Source organism: Pseudarthrobacter leeuwenhoeki, assembly GCF_055412885.1.
Genome location: NZ_JBVAYY010000007.1, coordinates 130736 through 144956 on the forward strand (window position 1 = coordinate 130736; position 14221 = coordinate 144956).

General features: G+C 68.2%; 13 protein-coding genes. 5 read left to right on the forward strand and 8 right to left on the reverse strand.

All coding sequences use genetic code 11. From position 1 onward, the window contains the following. The first annotated feature begins 7 nt into the window (after positions 1–7). From ACZYX4_RS07990 to ccsB, 3 genes are read left to right on the forward strand one after another with little or no spacing between them, the layout of a single operon-like run. On the forward strand, positions 8–763 hold the full coding sequence (locus ACZYX4_RS07990) for a cytochrome c biogenesis CcdA family protein (protein ID WP_463874982.1): 756 nt from the start codon (positions 8–10) through the stop codon (positions 761–763). Next, a complete protein-coding gene (gene resB / locus ACZYX4_RS07995; protein WP_463874983.1) occupies positions 763–2616 on the forward strand; it encodes a cytochrome c biogenesis protein ResB in 1854 nt (617 codons plus the stop codon). Before ACZYX4_RS07990 ends, resB begins: the two co-directional genes overlap by 1 nt. Beyond that, the gene (gene ccsB / locus ACZYX4_RS08000) at positions 2616–3728 is read left to right on the forward strand and encodes a c-type cytochrome biogenesis protein CcsB (protein WP_463874984.1); all 1113 of its coding nucleotides are present in this window, start codon (positions 2616–2618) and stop codon (positions 3726–3728) included. The genes resB and ccsB overlap by 1 nt, the downstream gene beginning before the upstream one ends. 549 nt (positions 3729–4277) lie before the next feature. On the opposite strand, the gene ACZYX4_RS08005 is transcribed toward ccsB, so the two are convergent. Together ACZYX4_RS08005 and ACZYX4_RS08010 are read right to left on the reverse strand one after the other, a co-directional pair. Next, positions 4278–5258, reverse strand: coding sequence for a hypothetical protein (locus tag ACZYX4_RS08005; RefSeq protein WP_463874985.1), 981 nt, complete (start codon positions 5256–5258; stop codon positions 4278–4280). Positions 5259–5404: 146 nt separating this feature from the next. After that, a complete protein-coding gene (locus ACZYX4_RS08010; RefSeq protein WP_463874986.1) occupies positions 5405–5830 on the reverse strand; it encodes a PLD nuclease N-terminal domain-containing protein in 426 nt (141 codons plus the stop codon). A gap of 236 nt (positions 5831–6066) precedes the next feature. On the opposite strand from ACZYX4_RS08010, the gene ACZYX4_RS08015 reads away from it, so the two are divergent. Then, positions 6067–6375 carry a DUF4229 domain-containing protein gene (locus ACZYX4_RS08015; RefSeq protein ID WP_463874987.1) on the forward strand — a complete coding sequence of 103 codons (309 nt, stop codon included), beginning with the start codon at positions 6067–6069 and terminating at the stop codon, positions 6373–6375. Positions 6376–6500: 125 nt separating this feature from the next. On the opposite strand, the gene ACZYX4_RS08020 is transcribed toward ACZYX4_RS08015, so the two are convergent. From ACZYX4_RS08020 to ACZYX4_RS08045, 6 genes are all read right to left on the reverse strand, one after another. Further along, positions 6501–7382 (reverse strand): 1,4-dihydroxy-2-naphthoate polyprenyltransferase, encoded by an 882-nt coding sequence (locus tag ACZYX4_RS08020; protein WP_463874988.1) that lies wholly within the window; start codon positions 7380–7382, stop codon positions 6501–6503. 48 nt (positions 7383–7430) lie between these two features. Beyond that, on the reverse strand, positions 7431–8600 hold the full coding sequence (locus ACZYX4_RS08025; RefSeq protein WP_463874989.1) for an AMP-binding protein: 1170 nt from the start codon (positions 8598–8600) through the stop codon (positions 7431–7433). Between the two features lie 9 nt (positions 8601–8609). Beyond that, positions 8610–9575, reverse strand: a complete 966-nt coding sequence (locus tag ACZYX4_RS08030) for a 1,4-dihydroxy-2-naphthoyl-CoA synthase (RefSeq protein ID WP_463874990.1) — start codon at positions 9573–9575, stop codon at positions 8610–8612. A gap of 21 nt (positions 9576–9596) precedes the next feature. After that, on the reverse strand, positions 9597–10037 hold the full coding sequence (locus ACZYX4_RS08035) for a VOC family protein (RefSeq protein WP_463874991.1): 441 nt from the start codon (positions 10035–10037) through the stop codon (positions 9597–9599). A 46-nt stretch (positions 10038–10083) separates the two neighbouring features. Then, positions 10084–11370, reverse strand: a complete 1287-nt coding sequence (locus ACZYX4_RS08040; RefSeq protein WP_463874993.1) for a S1C family serine protease — start codon at positions 11368–11370, stop codon at positions 10084–10086. 220 nt (positions 11371–11590) lie between these two features. Then, positions 11591–12352, reverse strand: a complete 762-nt coding sequence (locus ACZYX4_RS08045; protein ID WP_463874994.1) for a lysostaphin resistance A-like protein — start codon at positions 12350–12352, stop codon at positions 11591–11593. A gap of 149 nt (positions 12353–12501) precedes the next feature. On the opposite strand from ACZYX4_RS08045, the gene ACZYX4_RS08050 reads away from it, so the two are divergent. Then, complete coding sequence (locus tag ACZYX4_RS08050; protein WP_463874995.1) at positions 12502–14184, forward strand: ABC-F family ATP-binding cassette domain-containing protein; 1683 nt, start codon at positions 12502–12504, stop codon at positions 14182–14184. Positions 14185–14221: the final 37 nt, after the last annotated feature.

Here is a 14221-nt window from a genome sequence, read left to right on the forward strand (position 1 = left end):
AGCGACCATGAACAGCCCCTTCGCCGAAGCCATCCTGAGCGGATCGCTGCTGCTTGCCATCCCCGTGGCACTGCTCGCCGGCTTTGTCTCCTTCCTCTCGCCCTGCGTGCTGCCCCTCGTGCCGGGGTACCTGGGCTACGTCACTGGGCTGACCGGCGTCGACCTCCAGAAACAGAAGCGCGGCCGCATGCTGGCCGGCATCGGGCTCTTTGTCCTGGGATTCTCGGTGATTTTTGTGCTGCTCGGCGGGGCGTTCGGGCAGCTGGGGACGCTGATCACCGGCTCGCAGAACGCCTGGATCACCCAGGTCCTGGGCATCCTGGTGATCGTCATGGGCGTGGTGTTCATGGGCGGCTTCGGTTGGTTCCAACGTGACGCCAAGATCCAGTCGAAGCCGCCGGCCGGGCTGTGGGGCGCGCCGCTGCTGGGCATCACCTTCGGCCTCGGCTGGGCGCCCTGCATCGGCCCGACATATTCCGCGGTCCAGCTGCTGAGCCTCTCCGGCGGGTCATCTGCCGCCAAGGGCGCGTTCCTGGCGTTCGTCTACAGCCTGGGCCTGGGCATCCCGTTCCTGCTGATCGCCCTGGCCGTGCGCCGCGGCATCGGCGTGATGTCCTTCTTCCGGACACACCGGCTCGCCATCCAGCGCATCGGCGGCGGCATCCTGGTGGGGCTGGGCCTGCTGATGGCCAGTGGCGTATGGGGAACCTGGGTGTCCGAGTTGCAGTACTGGTTCCAAACCGATGTGAAATTGCCGATCTGATGAGCGAGCGAGTGAACGAAGAGAAGAAGTCCCCGGCCTCCGGCACCATGCCTGGGTCCACGTCCGGCACAAAGTCCGGCACAAAGTCCGGCACCAGGTCCGGTGGTAGCCCTGTGGCGGCCGCCAAGGCTGAAGCTGTCCTTCCCACACTCGGGCCGATGGGCATGCTCCGCTGGGCCTGGACCCAGCTGACCAGCATGCGCACCGCGCTGTTCCTGCTGCTGATGCTGGCGGTTGGGGCGGTTCCCGGTTCGCTGTTCCCGCAGCGGCCCGCCAACCCCTCGATCGTCACGCAGTACATCAAGGACAACCCGGACTACGGCAAGATCCTCGACTCGCTCCAGCTCTACGATGTGTACTCCTCGGCGTGGTTCTCGGCGATTTACATCCTGCTGTTCATCTCGCTGATCGGCTGCGTGGTCCCGCGGGCCATCGCGCATTACAAGGCGATGCGCTCCCAGCCGCCGCGGACGCCCGCACGGCTGTCCCGGCTGCCCGAATACGGCACCCTTGTGATTCCCGCCGGTGCCGGGATCCCGGCGTCGCGCGCCATTGACGATGCCGCCGGTCTGCTGAAGAAACGCGGCTACCGCGTCGACGTCCGCGACCGCGACGGCGCCCGGCCGTCCATCGGTGCGGAGCGCGGCTTCCTGCGCGAAGTCGGAAACCTTCTCTTCCACACCTCGCTGATCGGTGTGCTCGTCTCGGTCGCGATCGGTGGGTTGTTCGGCTACAGCGGGCAGCGGATCCTCGTGGAGGGCGATACCTTCGTCAACACCCTCGTCGGCTACGACCAGTTCACCCCGGGCTCCAACTTCCAAAGCAGCCAGCTGCAGCCGTACTCGGTCCAGCTGGACAAGTTCCAGATCACGTTCGACCGCGAGTCCCAGGGCAAGATCGGCCAGCCCATCGACTTCCAGGCCGACGTGACCACCAAGGACTCCCCGGATGCGCCCGCCCGGACAGAGGTGCTGAAGGTCAACGAGCCGCTCAGCCTCGGCGGCACCAGCATGTACCTGACCGGCAACGGCTACGCCCCGGTCGTCACCATCCGCGACGGCGCCGGAAACATCGCCATGCAGGGCCCGGTCGTGGCCAAGCTGCAGGGCGACAACTACTACTCCTCCGCGGTGATCAAGGTCCCCGATGCCAAGCCGGAGCAGCTTGCCTTCGCCGGCTTCTTCCTGCCCACCGCGTTCGTCACCGATGAAGGCGTGTCCTTCAGCGGTGACCCGGAGCTGTTCAACCCGCAGCTGACCCTGAACTCGTACTACGGCGACCTCGGCCTGGACGACGGCGCCCCGCAGAACGTCTTCGAACTCGACGTCAAGGAGCTCACGCCGCTCAACGCCCGCAACCTTGACGCCGGCGGCATCACCCTTTCCCCGGGCGCCAGCTACACCCTGCCGGACGGCAAGGGCTCCATTAGCTTCGACGGCGTGAAGCGCTACATCGGCGTCGACATCCACCACAATCCGGGCCAGCTCTACGCCCTGGTCTTCGCGCTGCTGGCGGTGGCCGGCCTGGTCACCTCGCTGTACGTGAACCGCCGCCGCGTCTGGGTCCGGACCGGAACGCACACGGACGGCCGCACCATGGTCGAATACGGGCTCCTGGCCCGCGGCGAGGACCACCGGCTGGCCGGGGAATCGGCCGCGATCCGCAAGCTGCTCGCCGTCGGCTGGGATCTCGACGACGGCGGCTCCCAGTCGGCTCCCAGCGGGGGAGCGGATAATGACCGGACGCATACCACGCTGCCCGGTGCCGGTGCCGAGCAGGTCTCCCCGGACCACCCCGCAGCAGACTTCATCCAGTCAACAGCAGGCTCTTCCGAGTCAAAGAAGGAACAGTAATGCTCCCCATCAACGAAACCATGGGCCAGTACAGCGAGTTGTTCATGCTCCTCGCGGCAGGCACCTACACGGTGGCGTTCATCGCCTTTGCGTGGGACCTGGCCAAGAGCAGCAAGACGCTGCGCGCGGTGGACCTGAAGGCCGCCGGGCTCTCCGGTGCCGGGGCCACCCGCGTTCCGGTGGCTGCCGGCGTCGGGGCCTCCTCCTCCGGGGCCGTTGACCGGGCCGACGGGGACGTCGCCGGGCCCGTGGGCCGGGCCGAGCGCCCGTCGTCGTCCGTGTCGGGTGGTTCCACCGGGAACGCCGCCGGCATCGGCCAGACCGCCGACGGGGCCATGCGCTACTCCGCCGAGCGCCGCGCGCCCGCCCGGGTCGCCGTCGCCCTGACGGTGCTGGGTGCCGCCATCCACGCGGCCGGCGTCGTCACACGGGCCATCGGCGCGGGCCGGGTGCCGTGGGGCAACATGTACGAGTTCCTCACCACCGGCGCGTTCGTGGCCGTGGCCGTCTTCCTGCTGGTCCTGATCCGGCGCGACCTGCGCTTCCTCGGCACCTTCGTGGTGGGCCTGGCGATCATCATGCTCGTGGCTGCCTCCGTGGCGTACTGGACGCCGGTGGGGCACCTGGTTCCCGCGCTGCAGAGCTACTGGCTGATCATCCACGTCTCCATCGCCGTGCTGTCCTCCGCGCTGTTCACCCTGACCTTCGCGATGTCAGCGCTGCAGCTGGTCCAGACGCACCGGCAGAAGACCATCGCTGCCGGCGGTGCCGACAAGCTGGGCTTCATGCGCCTCGTGCCGTCCGCGCTGAGCCTGGAGAACCTCTCCTACCGGATCAACGCCATCGCCTTTGTCGGCTGGACCTTCACGCTCATGTTCGGGGCCATCTGGGCCGAGAAGGCCTGGGGCCGGTTCTGGGGCTGGGACACCAAGGAAGTGTGGACCTTCGTGATCTGGGTGGTCTACGCCGGCTACCTGCACGCCCGCGCCACCCGGGGCTGGACCGGAACCCGCGCGGCCTGGCTGTCGATCGTCGGCTACCTCTGCGTGGTCTTCAACTTCACCATCGTGAACCAGTTCTTCAACGGCCTGCACTCCTACTCGGGCCTGTAACCCGCCCCGCAAACCTCCGCGATTCGCCACGAATGGCCGCTAAGCCGACCCGCTTAGCGGCCGTTTGTGTCAGATGGGTGGACGGGTGCGGGGGGTGGCGGCCATTCGTGTCAGATGGGTGGACGGGTGCGGGGGGTGGCGGCCATTCGTGTCAGATGGGTGGACTGGTGCGGAGGTACTGGCCCGGCCTTCGTCGGTTTGCCACAAGTGGCCGCTATGCCGACCCGTTTAGCGGCCGTTCGTGTCAGATGGGTGGACTGGTGCGGAGGTACTGGCCCGGCCTTCGTCGGTTTGCCACAAGTGGCCGCTATGCCGACCCGTTTAGCGGCCATTCGTGTCAGATGGGTGGACGGGTGCGGGCGTTCTGGCCCGCCCTTCATCGGTTTGCCACAAGTGGCCGCTAAGCCGACCCGCTTAGCGGCCATTCGTGTCAGATGGGTGCACGGGGTGCCCCGGGTGGCGGCCATCCTCGTCAGATGGGTGGACGCCTGCGGAGGTACTGGCCCGCCCTCCATCGGTTCGCCACGAATGGCCGCTATGCCGACGCGTTTAGCGGCCATCCTCGTCAGATGGGTGCGGGGCGGGGCCTTTGCGCCTTGGAATCCGGCCCTGTCCGGGGGTCCATCCGCGTTCCAGTAGCGCCGCCCGCACGCGGGTCACGGCAGAAGGAGTCATACCGGGTGCCAACGGGTCCAGGTCCGTCTGCGTCAACACGACAACGCGCCATCCGGCATCCCTCGCGCTTTCATCTCGAAAGATGTCGCTGCGGCGCTGCCCCGGGTTGGCGTGATGCGCGCCGTCGTACTGGATCGCGATTCTTTCCCGCTCATAGGACAGATCCGGGTCCTGGATCCAACCGCCGGTCTCGTCGAAAATCGGGACGTTGATTCCGGGCTCCGGCAGACCATGGCGAGTCAGGAGCAGCCGGAGCTCGGTCTCTTTCGGCGAGTCCGTGTTGGCGCGCATCAGTGAACGGGCACGCATGGCACGCCGGTAGCGTGTCCTGCCCCGTTTCCCGGCGAGGAATACGTCGAGGGCATCGGGTGTGGTCAGCGGGTTCCTCCGGCGCAGCAGGAAGTCGCCGGCAATTACCAAATCATCGAGGCTCAGGATGCCGGCGAGGTCGAACCACGTCCGCAGCGGGGAGGTGCAGGTCACCCAGGCCCCGGCCACGATCTCGTTCGGGTTGAGTGACTGCTGATGGCCCACGACATCCTTGTACCGCACGGCCCGCCTGCCCGGACCACTCGTCAGGTGAACGACAGCCAGGGTCCCCAGAGGAATCGGCAGGGGGAAGCCCCAAAGCACGGCTGCAGACAGGTGACTCACGACAGCGCCGGTCACAGCAGTCAGGGCACGCAAGCGTTCCAGGAAACTGTCCTGGGTGGCAGCCGGGGCACGCACGCCGTGGCAGGGGTTGACGAGATCCCCGGCCCGGGTTCGACGTCGGCTCAGCCCGGCGGCGCGGGCCTCGGCCACGGTGAAGGGCTGGTGTCGAAGCTGCGGGGGCAGCTCGCTCGGAAGGTGCATACGAGCATTCTGGCCCCGTCCGGAGAGGGCCCAGGGGTTATCCACAGTGTGGAGGAAGAGTGTGGAGGAAGAGTCCTGGGGGAGGAGCGGGCGCTGCCAGCGGCAACGAACGTCACAGAAGCGACGCAGGGGGGGAAGGGCCGGCGCTACTTGACCTCGTCGGTGCCCTGCGCGTCGCCGCTGCCGCGGGCTTCGCCGGACTCAGAGTCGTGCGGGCCCGGGGTGCCCGGGCCGTCGCTGGTCTTGCGCTCCTTGGCGTCCATCTCGTCCTTGAGCTTCTTGAGCCTGTCCGCTTCGGCCTGCTTGCGGCGGCGGAGTTCGAGGTTGCGCAGGAAGTCCCGGTCGTCGTCGGGCGCGATGGGGTGGCTGTAAGTGGTGCGCACGGGGCTGGTCCCGCGCGGCCGGCCGATGAGGAACCACAGGATGGCGCCGATCACCGGAAGGACGATTTGCACCACAATCCAGGCCGGCTTCGAGATGCCTTTGGTCTGGCGAGGATCAGTGCGGATCACGTCGACGAGTCCGTAGACAAACACGACGAGAACGGCGACAACAACCACTACACGGAGCATGTAATTAGTCTAGCCTCCGGGCGACTGTCCGGCTTGTACTGATGGCTGGTCCGGGCGGGAACTCCGAAGCAATCCCAGTGAAGGCTGTCGCAGCCCCGCAGGCGCTTGGCCGCTCCGCAGGGAACCCGGCAGGCAGCCCCGCAGGCAGCCCCGCAGCAACACCGCAGGAGCCCGGCGGAGGGGCCGGAGAAAGACCTGGGTGAACCAGGGCTGCCGCCGGCGGCTAAACTTGGAGGGTGGCTTTCCTGAAATATTCCCTCATCCGACTGGCGCTCTTCGCGCCGTTGTTCGCACTCTTCGTTTACCTCGAGCTCGGATGGCTGCTGGCCGTCCTTTGCGCGGGAATGATGGCCTTCGCGATCAGCTTCCTCTTCTTCCAGAAGCAGCGCGCCGCCGCCGCAGCCTCGCTCCAGCAGCGGTTCTCCGGCAAGGCCAAGCCGCTGCGCAGCGCCGGGGAAGTGGACGACGCCGACGCCGAGGACCGCTTGGTCGACGCGCACCCGGACATCACCGTCCACAAGGACAACCGCCCGAAGGACTCCTAGCTCCCACAGGCACGGGTGGCGGCAGGACTCCTGTCGCCCCGTAACCCCGGCACCCCTGAGTCCCCGGAGCCCCGGAGTCCCCGGCACCCCTGAGTCCCCGGCAGCCTGAGGCTCCCCGGAGTCTCCTAGAACCCGTGGCTCAGCACCAGGCCCAGTGAGAACAGCACCGCGTAGCCGAGGTTGATCAGCCCCGTCTGCTTGAGCACCGGAATCAGGCTCTTGCGGCGCTGGCCGGCGATCATCAGCCAGGACGGCATCAGGCTGGCCGGGATCAGCAGCAGCACAATCAGCATCCACGGCCGGGTCGGAACCAGCACAATCGGCAGCAGGATCGCGACGGCGAGCATCAGCACGTAGCTTTCCCTGGCATGCTTGTCGCCGAGCCGCACGGCCAGGGTCTTCTTCCCGGCCTCCCGGTCGGTGGGGATGTCACGGACATTGTTGGCCATGAGCAGTGCGCACGCGATGAGGCCGGTGCCGATGGCGCCAATGACAGCCGAGATGCTGATCTGGCCGGCCTGCGTATAGGTCGTGCCGAGGGTGGCGACCAGGCCGAAGAACACAAAGACGAACAAATCGCCCAGGCCCATGTAGCCGTAGGGATTCTTCCCGCCCGTGTAGCCCCAGGCCGCGAGGACGCAGCCCAGCCCCACCAGGATCAGCCACCAGGTCTGCGAGAGGATCACCAGGGCCAGGCCAAACACCATCGCCAGCCCGAACGCGGCGAACGCGGCGTACTTGACGTGCTCAGGCTTCGCGGCGCGGGAGCCGACCAGCCGGAGCGGGCCCACCCGGTCCTCATCGGTGCCGCGGATGCCGTCAGAGTAGTCGTTGGCGTAGTTCACGCCAATCTGCAGCAGCAGGGCCACCAGCGCGGCCAGCACGGCATGGAGCGGCAGGAAGGCGTCCATCTCGTACGCGGCCGCGGTGCCGATCAGGACAGGCGCGATCGCGGCCGGCAGGGTGCGCAGTCGGGCGCCTTGGATCCATTGAGCGGCTGTTGCCACGTTCAGTACCTCGCGTTGGTTCGTCTGAACCGGGAGTGCCCGGCTTATCTATTTTCCCTGATGCAGCTCGGTGAGCCGAACCGTCATCGCCAGGCGGTCCGGTTTCCCGTTCGGCAGCATCGGCAGTTCACCGGCGGCCAGCAGGGTTTTCGGGGCCAGTGTGCCCAACGCCGGCGCCCAGGCAGCGCCCGCGGTGAAGTCCCTGATGCCTTCGTCCGAGCTGTCGGCCAGCGCCACGTAGGCGGCGAGGGCCTGGCCCCACTCGGCCGAGGGGACCCCGGCGACAAAGGCGGCCAGCACGCCGTCGAGCTTCTCCAGCTCCGCCTGCACATGCGCGGCGGAGACCTTCACGCCGCCGGTGATGACGACGTCGTCGGCCCGGCCCAGGACCGTCAGCTTCCCGGTGGCGTCGATGGAGCCGAGGTCGCTGGTGCGGTACCAGCGGACGCCGTCCTCCTCGAAGAAGGCGTCGGCAGTGAGCCCGGGGTCGTTGAGGTAGCCGGACGCGAGGGTGGCGCCGCCCAGCAGGATCCTGCCGTCCCCGTCCACCCGGGCCAGCACGTCCTCGAGCGGGAAGCCGTCGTACACGCAGCCGCCGCAGGTTTCCGCGGCGCCGTAGGTGGTGATGACGCGGGCGCCGGCGCCGCGGGCCGCGGCGAGCAGTTGGGGCGGGGCAGGGCCGCCGCCGAGCAGGATTGCGTTGAAGCGCCGCAGCACGGCCAGTGTTTCGGCCGACGGCGCATCCAGCAGCCGCTGCAGCTGGGTGGGCACCAGCGAGGTGAAGCGGATCTTGTCGGTGAGCTCCTGGGCGGCGGCGGTGAACGACTCCGGGGTGAACCCGGCCGAGAGGTCCATGGCCCAGGGCCGGGTGCCGGCGAACAGGGAGCGCACCAGGACCTGCACCCCGGCCACATATTGCACGGGCAACGCGAGCAGCCACTGGCCCTCGCCCTTCAGCGCAAAGGCGGTTGCCACGGAGGACGCCGCCAGGGCGTCCACGGTGAGGACCGTCGCCTTGGGTGTGCCGGTGGAGCCGGAGGTCCGCACCACGACGGCGGCGTCCTCCTCGCCGGGCGTTTCCACGGCGGAGACCACAACGTTCCCGCCGGCGCCGGCGGACAGTTCGACGGCGGGCCCCTCGCCGTGGAGGGCCTCCGCCAGGGCCTTGAGCGCGGGTTCGATGTCCGGGGGTCGGGACGTCACAGCTCCGGAAGCCATCGGGCCGCCTTAGAAGTAGTACGGGAAGCTGGACCAGTCCGGATCGCGCTTCTCCAGGAAGGCTTCCTTGCCCTCCACGGCCTCGTCCGTCATGTACGCCAGCCGGGTGGCTTCGCCGGCGAACACCTGCTGACCGGCCAGGCCGTCGTCGGCGAGGTTGAAGGCGAACTTGAGCATCCGGAGGGCCTGCGGGGACTGCCGGGCGATGTCCGCGGCGTATTCCAGCGCCACGTCCTCGAGCCGGTCATGGTCCACGGCCTCGTTCACGGCCCCCATCCGGACCATGTCCTCGGCCGAGTATTCGCGGGCCAGGAAGAAGATCTCACGGGCGGCCTTCTGGCCGATCTGGCGGGCCAGCAGCGCGGAGCCGTAGCCGGCGTCGAAGCTGCCAACCGTGGCATCGGTCTGCTTGAACTTGCCGTGCTGGCGGGAGGCGATAGTCAGGTCCGCGACGACGTGCAGCGAGTGCCCGCCGCCGGCAGCCCAGCCGTTCACGACGGCGATGACCACCTTGGGCATGGTGCGCATGAGCCGCTGGACTTCGAGGATGTGGAGCCGGCCGGCGCGGGCGGGGTCGATGGTTTCCTTGGTTTCACCCGCAGTGTCTTGTACTACGTACCTGTACCCGTCGCGGCCGCGGATCCGCTGGTCCCCGCCGGAGCAGAACGAGTGGCCGCCGTCCTTGGCGGAAGGGCCGTTGCCGGTGAGCAGCACGGTGGCCACGTCCGGGCTCATCCGGGCGTGGTCCATGGCGCGGTACAGCTCGTCCACGCTGCCGGGGCGGAAGGCGTTGCGCACCTCGGGCCGGTTAAAGGCGATGCGGACGGTCGGGAGGTCCCGGACCACGCTGCCGTCGCCGGAACGCTCCACCTGCCGGTGGTAGGTCATGTCCTGGAAATCGTCGAAGCCGGACACAATGCGCCAGCGGGTGGGGTCAAAGACGTCGGATACCTTGGTGGGGATTTCGTTGCTCACAGTCCGAGTCTAGTAATCGCCTTAGCTGATGCAGAACTCGTTGCCTTCCGGGTCCGCCATGGTGTGCCAGGAATGCGGCCCCTGGCGGGCGGTCCAGAGGAAGGTGGCGCCGCGGGCCGCCAGGGCGGCGCGCGCCGTGTCCTTATCCGCGCCGGCCAGGTCGACGTCCCAGTGGATCCGGTTCTTGACGGCCTTTTCCTCCGGGACCGTCTGGAACAGGATGCGCCGGGCGGGCGGTTTGGCGTCGAGTTCCTCGGGCGGGCGGATGGCTGCCCCGGCCCCCCACACGAGCTTCCCGTGGTGCGTCGTGGTTTCCGCCTCCGTGGCGAAGCCCTGCGCGATCATGGAGCGGATGAAGGTCTCGTCCTGCGGCTCCACGGCCCATTCGAGGGTTTCGGCCCACCAGTCGGCGAGCGCATGCGGGTCCCGGCAGTCGACGGCGATCTGGATGTTCAGTGTCATGGAAAGAAACTACGACGTCGGTGCGGGCGGCGGAAGGGGGTGCGTCTCAGCACGCCGACGGCGGACCCTGCGGGGTGGTGGAATCCGCGATTCGCCAGATCGAACCATCCCACTGCATAACGTACTCCAGGGCCCAATCCGAGCACGTCTGGCCCTCAGGCCCGTCCTTAGCGGCCTGGATGGTCCGTAGCCGGACGAACGCGGCCAGGTCCGTTCCGGACGTCCTCACGTCGGCGATGTTGAGGCTCCGCCAGAAGGACGTGCCCAGGCCTGAGCGCCAGGTCTCCAGCCCGCCCAACCTTTCCTGCATGTCAGGGGTCAGGATGGCGAACGCGAGGTCGTAGGCGCCGAGATTGATCGACTGGCCGTGGAAGACCAGGCTCCCCGCGATGTTGACGGCTTCGGGATGGTCGGAGCTGACGGTGACGGCGACGGAGCTGGCGTCGTCTGCTGGAGGCACGCCACAGCTGGCCGGAGCGATGGCCGCGGTGCGGCTACTCCAGCTCTCGACTGCGAGAACAGCCTTGCGGGCGTCGACTGCGTAGGCCGTGCCTTCGGCACTGTAATTGTCAGGGCGGTTGGTGCCGAAGACCCAGGCCCGTTTGGAGCTGACGACACCGGCCACGTCGCCCTCCAGCGTGAGCAGGGGCCCGCCGCTGTTGCCGGGGTTGATGGCGGCGTCGGTCTGGATCAGGTTGGTGACGGTCCGTGCACCGATGGTCTGTTGCCGGTTGAGTCCGCTGACGCGGCCTGCGGTGAAAGTGAGCTCTGCCTGCAACGGGTAGCCCAGCGCCGCCACCTCTTCACCGAGTTCCGGCGGGACGCTCACGAAGGTGAAGACGTGGCCGTCGACGGGACGGGCCGTTCGCAGGAGTGCGAGGTCCGCTAGTTCGTCGACCCCCAGCACCTCCGCCCGTACGATTTCCGTTCCGACGCTGACGCTGATATCGGCCTGGTCCTTGACGACATGTGCCGCCGTCACGATCAGGTCGTCCTTGACGAGAAAACCCGTACCGACTGCGCCACCGTCGCAGAGAGTGACGTTGATCTTCGCAACACCGGAGCGGACGGCCGCCACAGTGCCGGACCAGCCTGCCGGGGGTTGGGCCGTCTTCGTCGGGGTGGATGGAGCGGTCGGGGCGGCCGGTGTGGCCGTGGACGGCGGAGGTGCGGGCGGCTCTGATGCCGGCGCTGCCGCCGTCGGGGGAGCCGGGGACGGCGGGGGAGCAGGGGGAAGTGTGACACAGCCGGACAGCGTCAGGAGCAGGGCCAGCAGCGCCGCAGGCGCCGCGACTGCGGCGGGTGCGGAGAATCGGCGGGCTTGGATTTTCATGGCGGTCCTTTCGCACAACAAAGGGTGCCGCTCTAGCCCGCCCAAACTATCGCGAAGTGCCCCCAAGATAGCCCATCTGCCGCCGGACGACCAGAGTCCTGATACGACGCCCCGCAACGCCCGACGCACCCCTTGTGCAACTCCCCCAAGCAACGCGGGGTCACCTACGGCCCATGAATGGCCCCGGAATGGGCCGTAGGTGACCCCGCGTTGCTTCGGTTTAGCCCTGCACCTGCTGGAGCTGCTCCATCAGTTCCGGCGGGATCGCGTAGATGAAGATGACCGCCACCAGGTTCTTCGAGGCGTGGACGAAGTAGGCGAACATGACGTTCTTGCCGGTCCAGACGTAGACGAACACCAGCACGGCGCCCATGGCGAGGTAGGGCATCAGCACCGGCAGGCTCAGGTCCTCCTGGCCCACGATGTGCAGGGCCGCGAACAACACCACGGACAGGGAGCAACACACCCAGATGTTGACCCGCCGGCTGAGTTTGCCGATCAGCAGGTGGCGGAAGATGTACTCCTCCACGAAGGGACCCACGATCACCAGCAGCGGGACCATCAGCCAGGCCGGGACCTGCTGCATGAGCGCCTGCAGGCCGGCCTGGTTGGCGGACGTCTGCGGCGGCCCGGTGAGGGAGACCAGGACCCCGGTGAGGATCATCATGGCCACGACGGCCAGCGGGACCATCAGCACGGTGAACCAGGGCCTGGTGGCGAGCACCCTGAGGTCCCGGGCTGCGACGTGCCGGACGGCGGCCAGGGCCAGGATGCCGATGACGCCGTAGAAGATCAGGTTGACGGTGTAGGACGCCACCGCCGGGTTCGCGGACAGCTCGAGCAGCAGCGGGACCAGCAGTCCGCCGGCCACGGCGAAGAAGGCGGCCACTGCGACGTACAGGCCTGCCGTGATCAAATCGAGCCGCGAGAACCGGTAGAGTTCCGGCCGCGGCGCCGGTGGTGTGCGGAGAACTGTGCCCATGCCACCAGCCTAGCGCCGCAGGCGGACGGCCGGGTTGCGCCGGAGCACCTGCCCGACGGCGGCAGGCGCGTCAAGTGTGAGCCTGCGGTGTCATACTTGACGACGCAGGCCGCCGCCGGGCAGGCTCGCCACCTACTTGCGAGGACTCCTTGAGCGAACATCTCCGCCTTACGGGCGTATCCCATGGCTACGGGGACCGCCAGCTGTTTGCCGACGTCGACCTGGCCATCACAGCCGGTGAACATGTGGCGATCGTCGGCGAAAACGGCGCGGGCAAATCCACGCTGCTCCGGATTCTGGCCGGGCTCGAGACCCCGGACGAGGGCACCGCCGTCCGCCGGGGCCGCGTGGGCTATCTTGCCCAGACCCTCGGCCTGCCTGATGCGTTCACCGTGAGCAACGCGATCGACGCCGCACTGGAATCCCTCCGCGAGATGGAGGCCGAGCTGGACCGTCTGGAAAACGGGCTGGCCGACGCGGAAGCGGACGAACTGGAACGCTACGGAAACCTGCAGACGCAGTACCAGCTCCGGGAAGGCTATGCCGCGGAATCCCGGGTGGAGGCGGCCCTGGACCGGCTTGGCCTGGGCGGGCTGGACCGGATGAGGACACTGGGCTCGCTCTCCGGCGGGGAACAGGAACGCGTGGCACTGGCCTGCGTGATGGCCGATCCCGCGGACATCCTCCTCCTGGACGAACCCACCAACCACCTTGACGCCAGCGGGACAGCCTGGCTGGAGGCGCGGCTGGCGGCGCACCGCGGAACCGTGGTGGTGGTTTCCCACGACCGCGTCCTGTTGCGCAAAGTTGCCTCAACCGTGATTGAAGTGGACGCCGAACGCCGCACGGTCAACCGCTACGGCAACGGTTACGAAGGCTACCTGCGGGAAAAGGCAGCCGAACGCCAGCGCTGGGCGCAGCAGTACCGCGGGTGGCTGGACGCGATGGAGGCCGAACGGCTCCAGGCGGACACAGTGGCGGGGAAGATGGGCTACGCCCGCCAGCGCGACAACGACAAAATGGGCTTCGACTTCAAGGCCGGCACGTGGCAGAAGGCAGCCTCCAGCAAGGTCCGCAATGCCCAGGAGCGTCTCCGCAGGCTGGAGGAAAACCCCATCGACCGTCCGCCGGTGCCGCTGAAGCTGGCGACGGACCTGCGGGCGGACGTTGCGGCAGGGCCGGCCCTGGAAGCCCGGGGAGTGACGGTGCCCGGCCGCCTGGAACCGACCGACATCAGGGTGGAGGCGGGCCAAAAGATCCTCATCACCGGCCCTAACGGTGCCGGCAAGTCCACGCTGCTCTCCGTCCTCGCGGGCACGCTGGAACCGGCCCAGGGCGCCGTGCTGAGACACGGCCGGATCGGCTACCTGCAGCAGGAACTGGAGCTCCCGCAGCGCCCGGGGCTGCGCCTGTTGCCGGCCTTCGCCGCGGGACTGGGCGGCAACATCGATGAGCATGCGGAGGCGCTGCTGCGCTTGGGGCTCTTCCGGACCAGTGAATTCCACGTCCCGGTGGGAAGCCTGTCCGCAGGGCAACAACGCAGGCTGGCACTTGCCCGGCTCCTGCTGGGCGGATTCGGGACGATGCTCGTCGATGAGCCCACCAACCATCTGGCGCCCGCCCTGGTGGAACAGCTTGAATCGGCACTTTCGGACTTCGCCGGGACGCTGGTTATGGTCAGCCACGACCGCGCGCTGGGGGAATGGTTCGACACCTGCGCCCGGGAAGACAGCGCCCGGGAAGACCGCGCCGGGACCGGGAACCGTGCCGGGACCGGGAACCGTGCCGGGAACTGGCTCCGCTATGCCATGCGGGACGGCGCCCTGGCGTAGCAGCGGTCAGGCAGGCTGCGCAGCAGGCGGCCGAACT

Bases quoted from the DNA above. Each gene is read 5' to 3' on its own strand.
- ACZYX4_RS07990 (WP_463874982.1), top strand. From the start codon at position 8: ATGAACAGCCCCTTCGCCGAAGCCATCCTGAGCGGATCGCTGCTGCTT.
- resB (WP_463874983.1), top strand. From the start codon at position 763: ATGAGCGAGCGAGTGAACGAAGAGAAGAAGTCCCCGGCCTCCGGCACC.
- ccsB (WP_463874984.1), top strand. From the start codon at position 2,616: ATGCTCCCCATCAACGAAACCATGGGCCAGTACAGCGAGTTGTTCATG.
- ACZYX4_RS08005 (WP_463874985.1), bottom strand. From the start codon at position 5,258: ATGCACCTTCCGAGCGAGCTGCCCCCGCAGCTTCGACACCAGCCCTTC.
- ACZYX4_RS08010 (WP_463874986.1), bottom strand. From the start codon at position 5,830: ATGCTCCGTGTAGTGGTTGTTGTCGCCGTTCTCGTCGTGTTTGTCTAC.
- ACZYX4_RS08025 (WP_463874989.1), bottom strand. From the start codon at position 8,600: ATGGCTTCCGGAGCTGTGACGTCCCGACCCCCGGACATCGAACCCGCG.
- ACZYX4_RS08035 (WP_463874991.1), bottom strand. From the start codon at position 10,037: ATGACACTGAACATCCAGATCGCCGTCGACTGCCGGGACCCGCATGCG.
- ACZYX4_RS08040 (WP_463874993.1), bottom strand. From the start codon at position 11,370: ATGAAAATCCAAGCCCGCCGATTCTCCGCACCCGCCGCAGTCGCGGCG.
- ACZYX4_RS08045 (WP_463874994.1), bottom strand. From the start codon at position 12,352: ATGGGCACAGTTCTCCGCACACCACCGGCGCCGCGGCCGGAACTCTAC.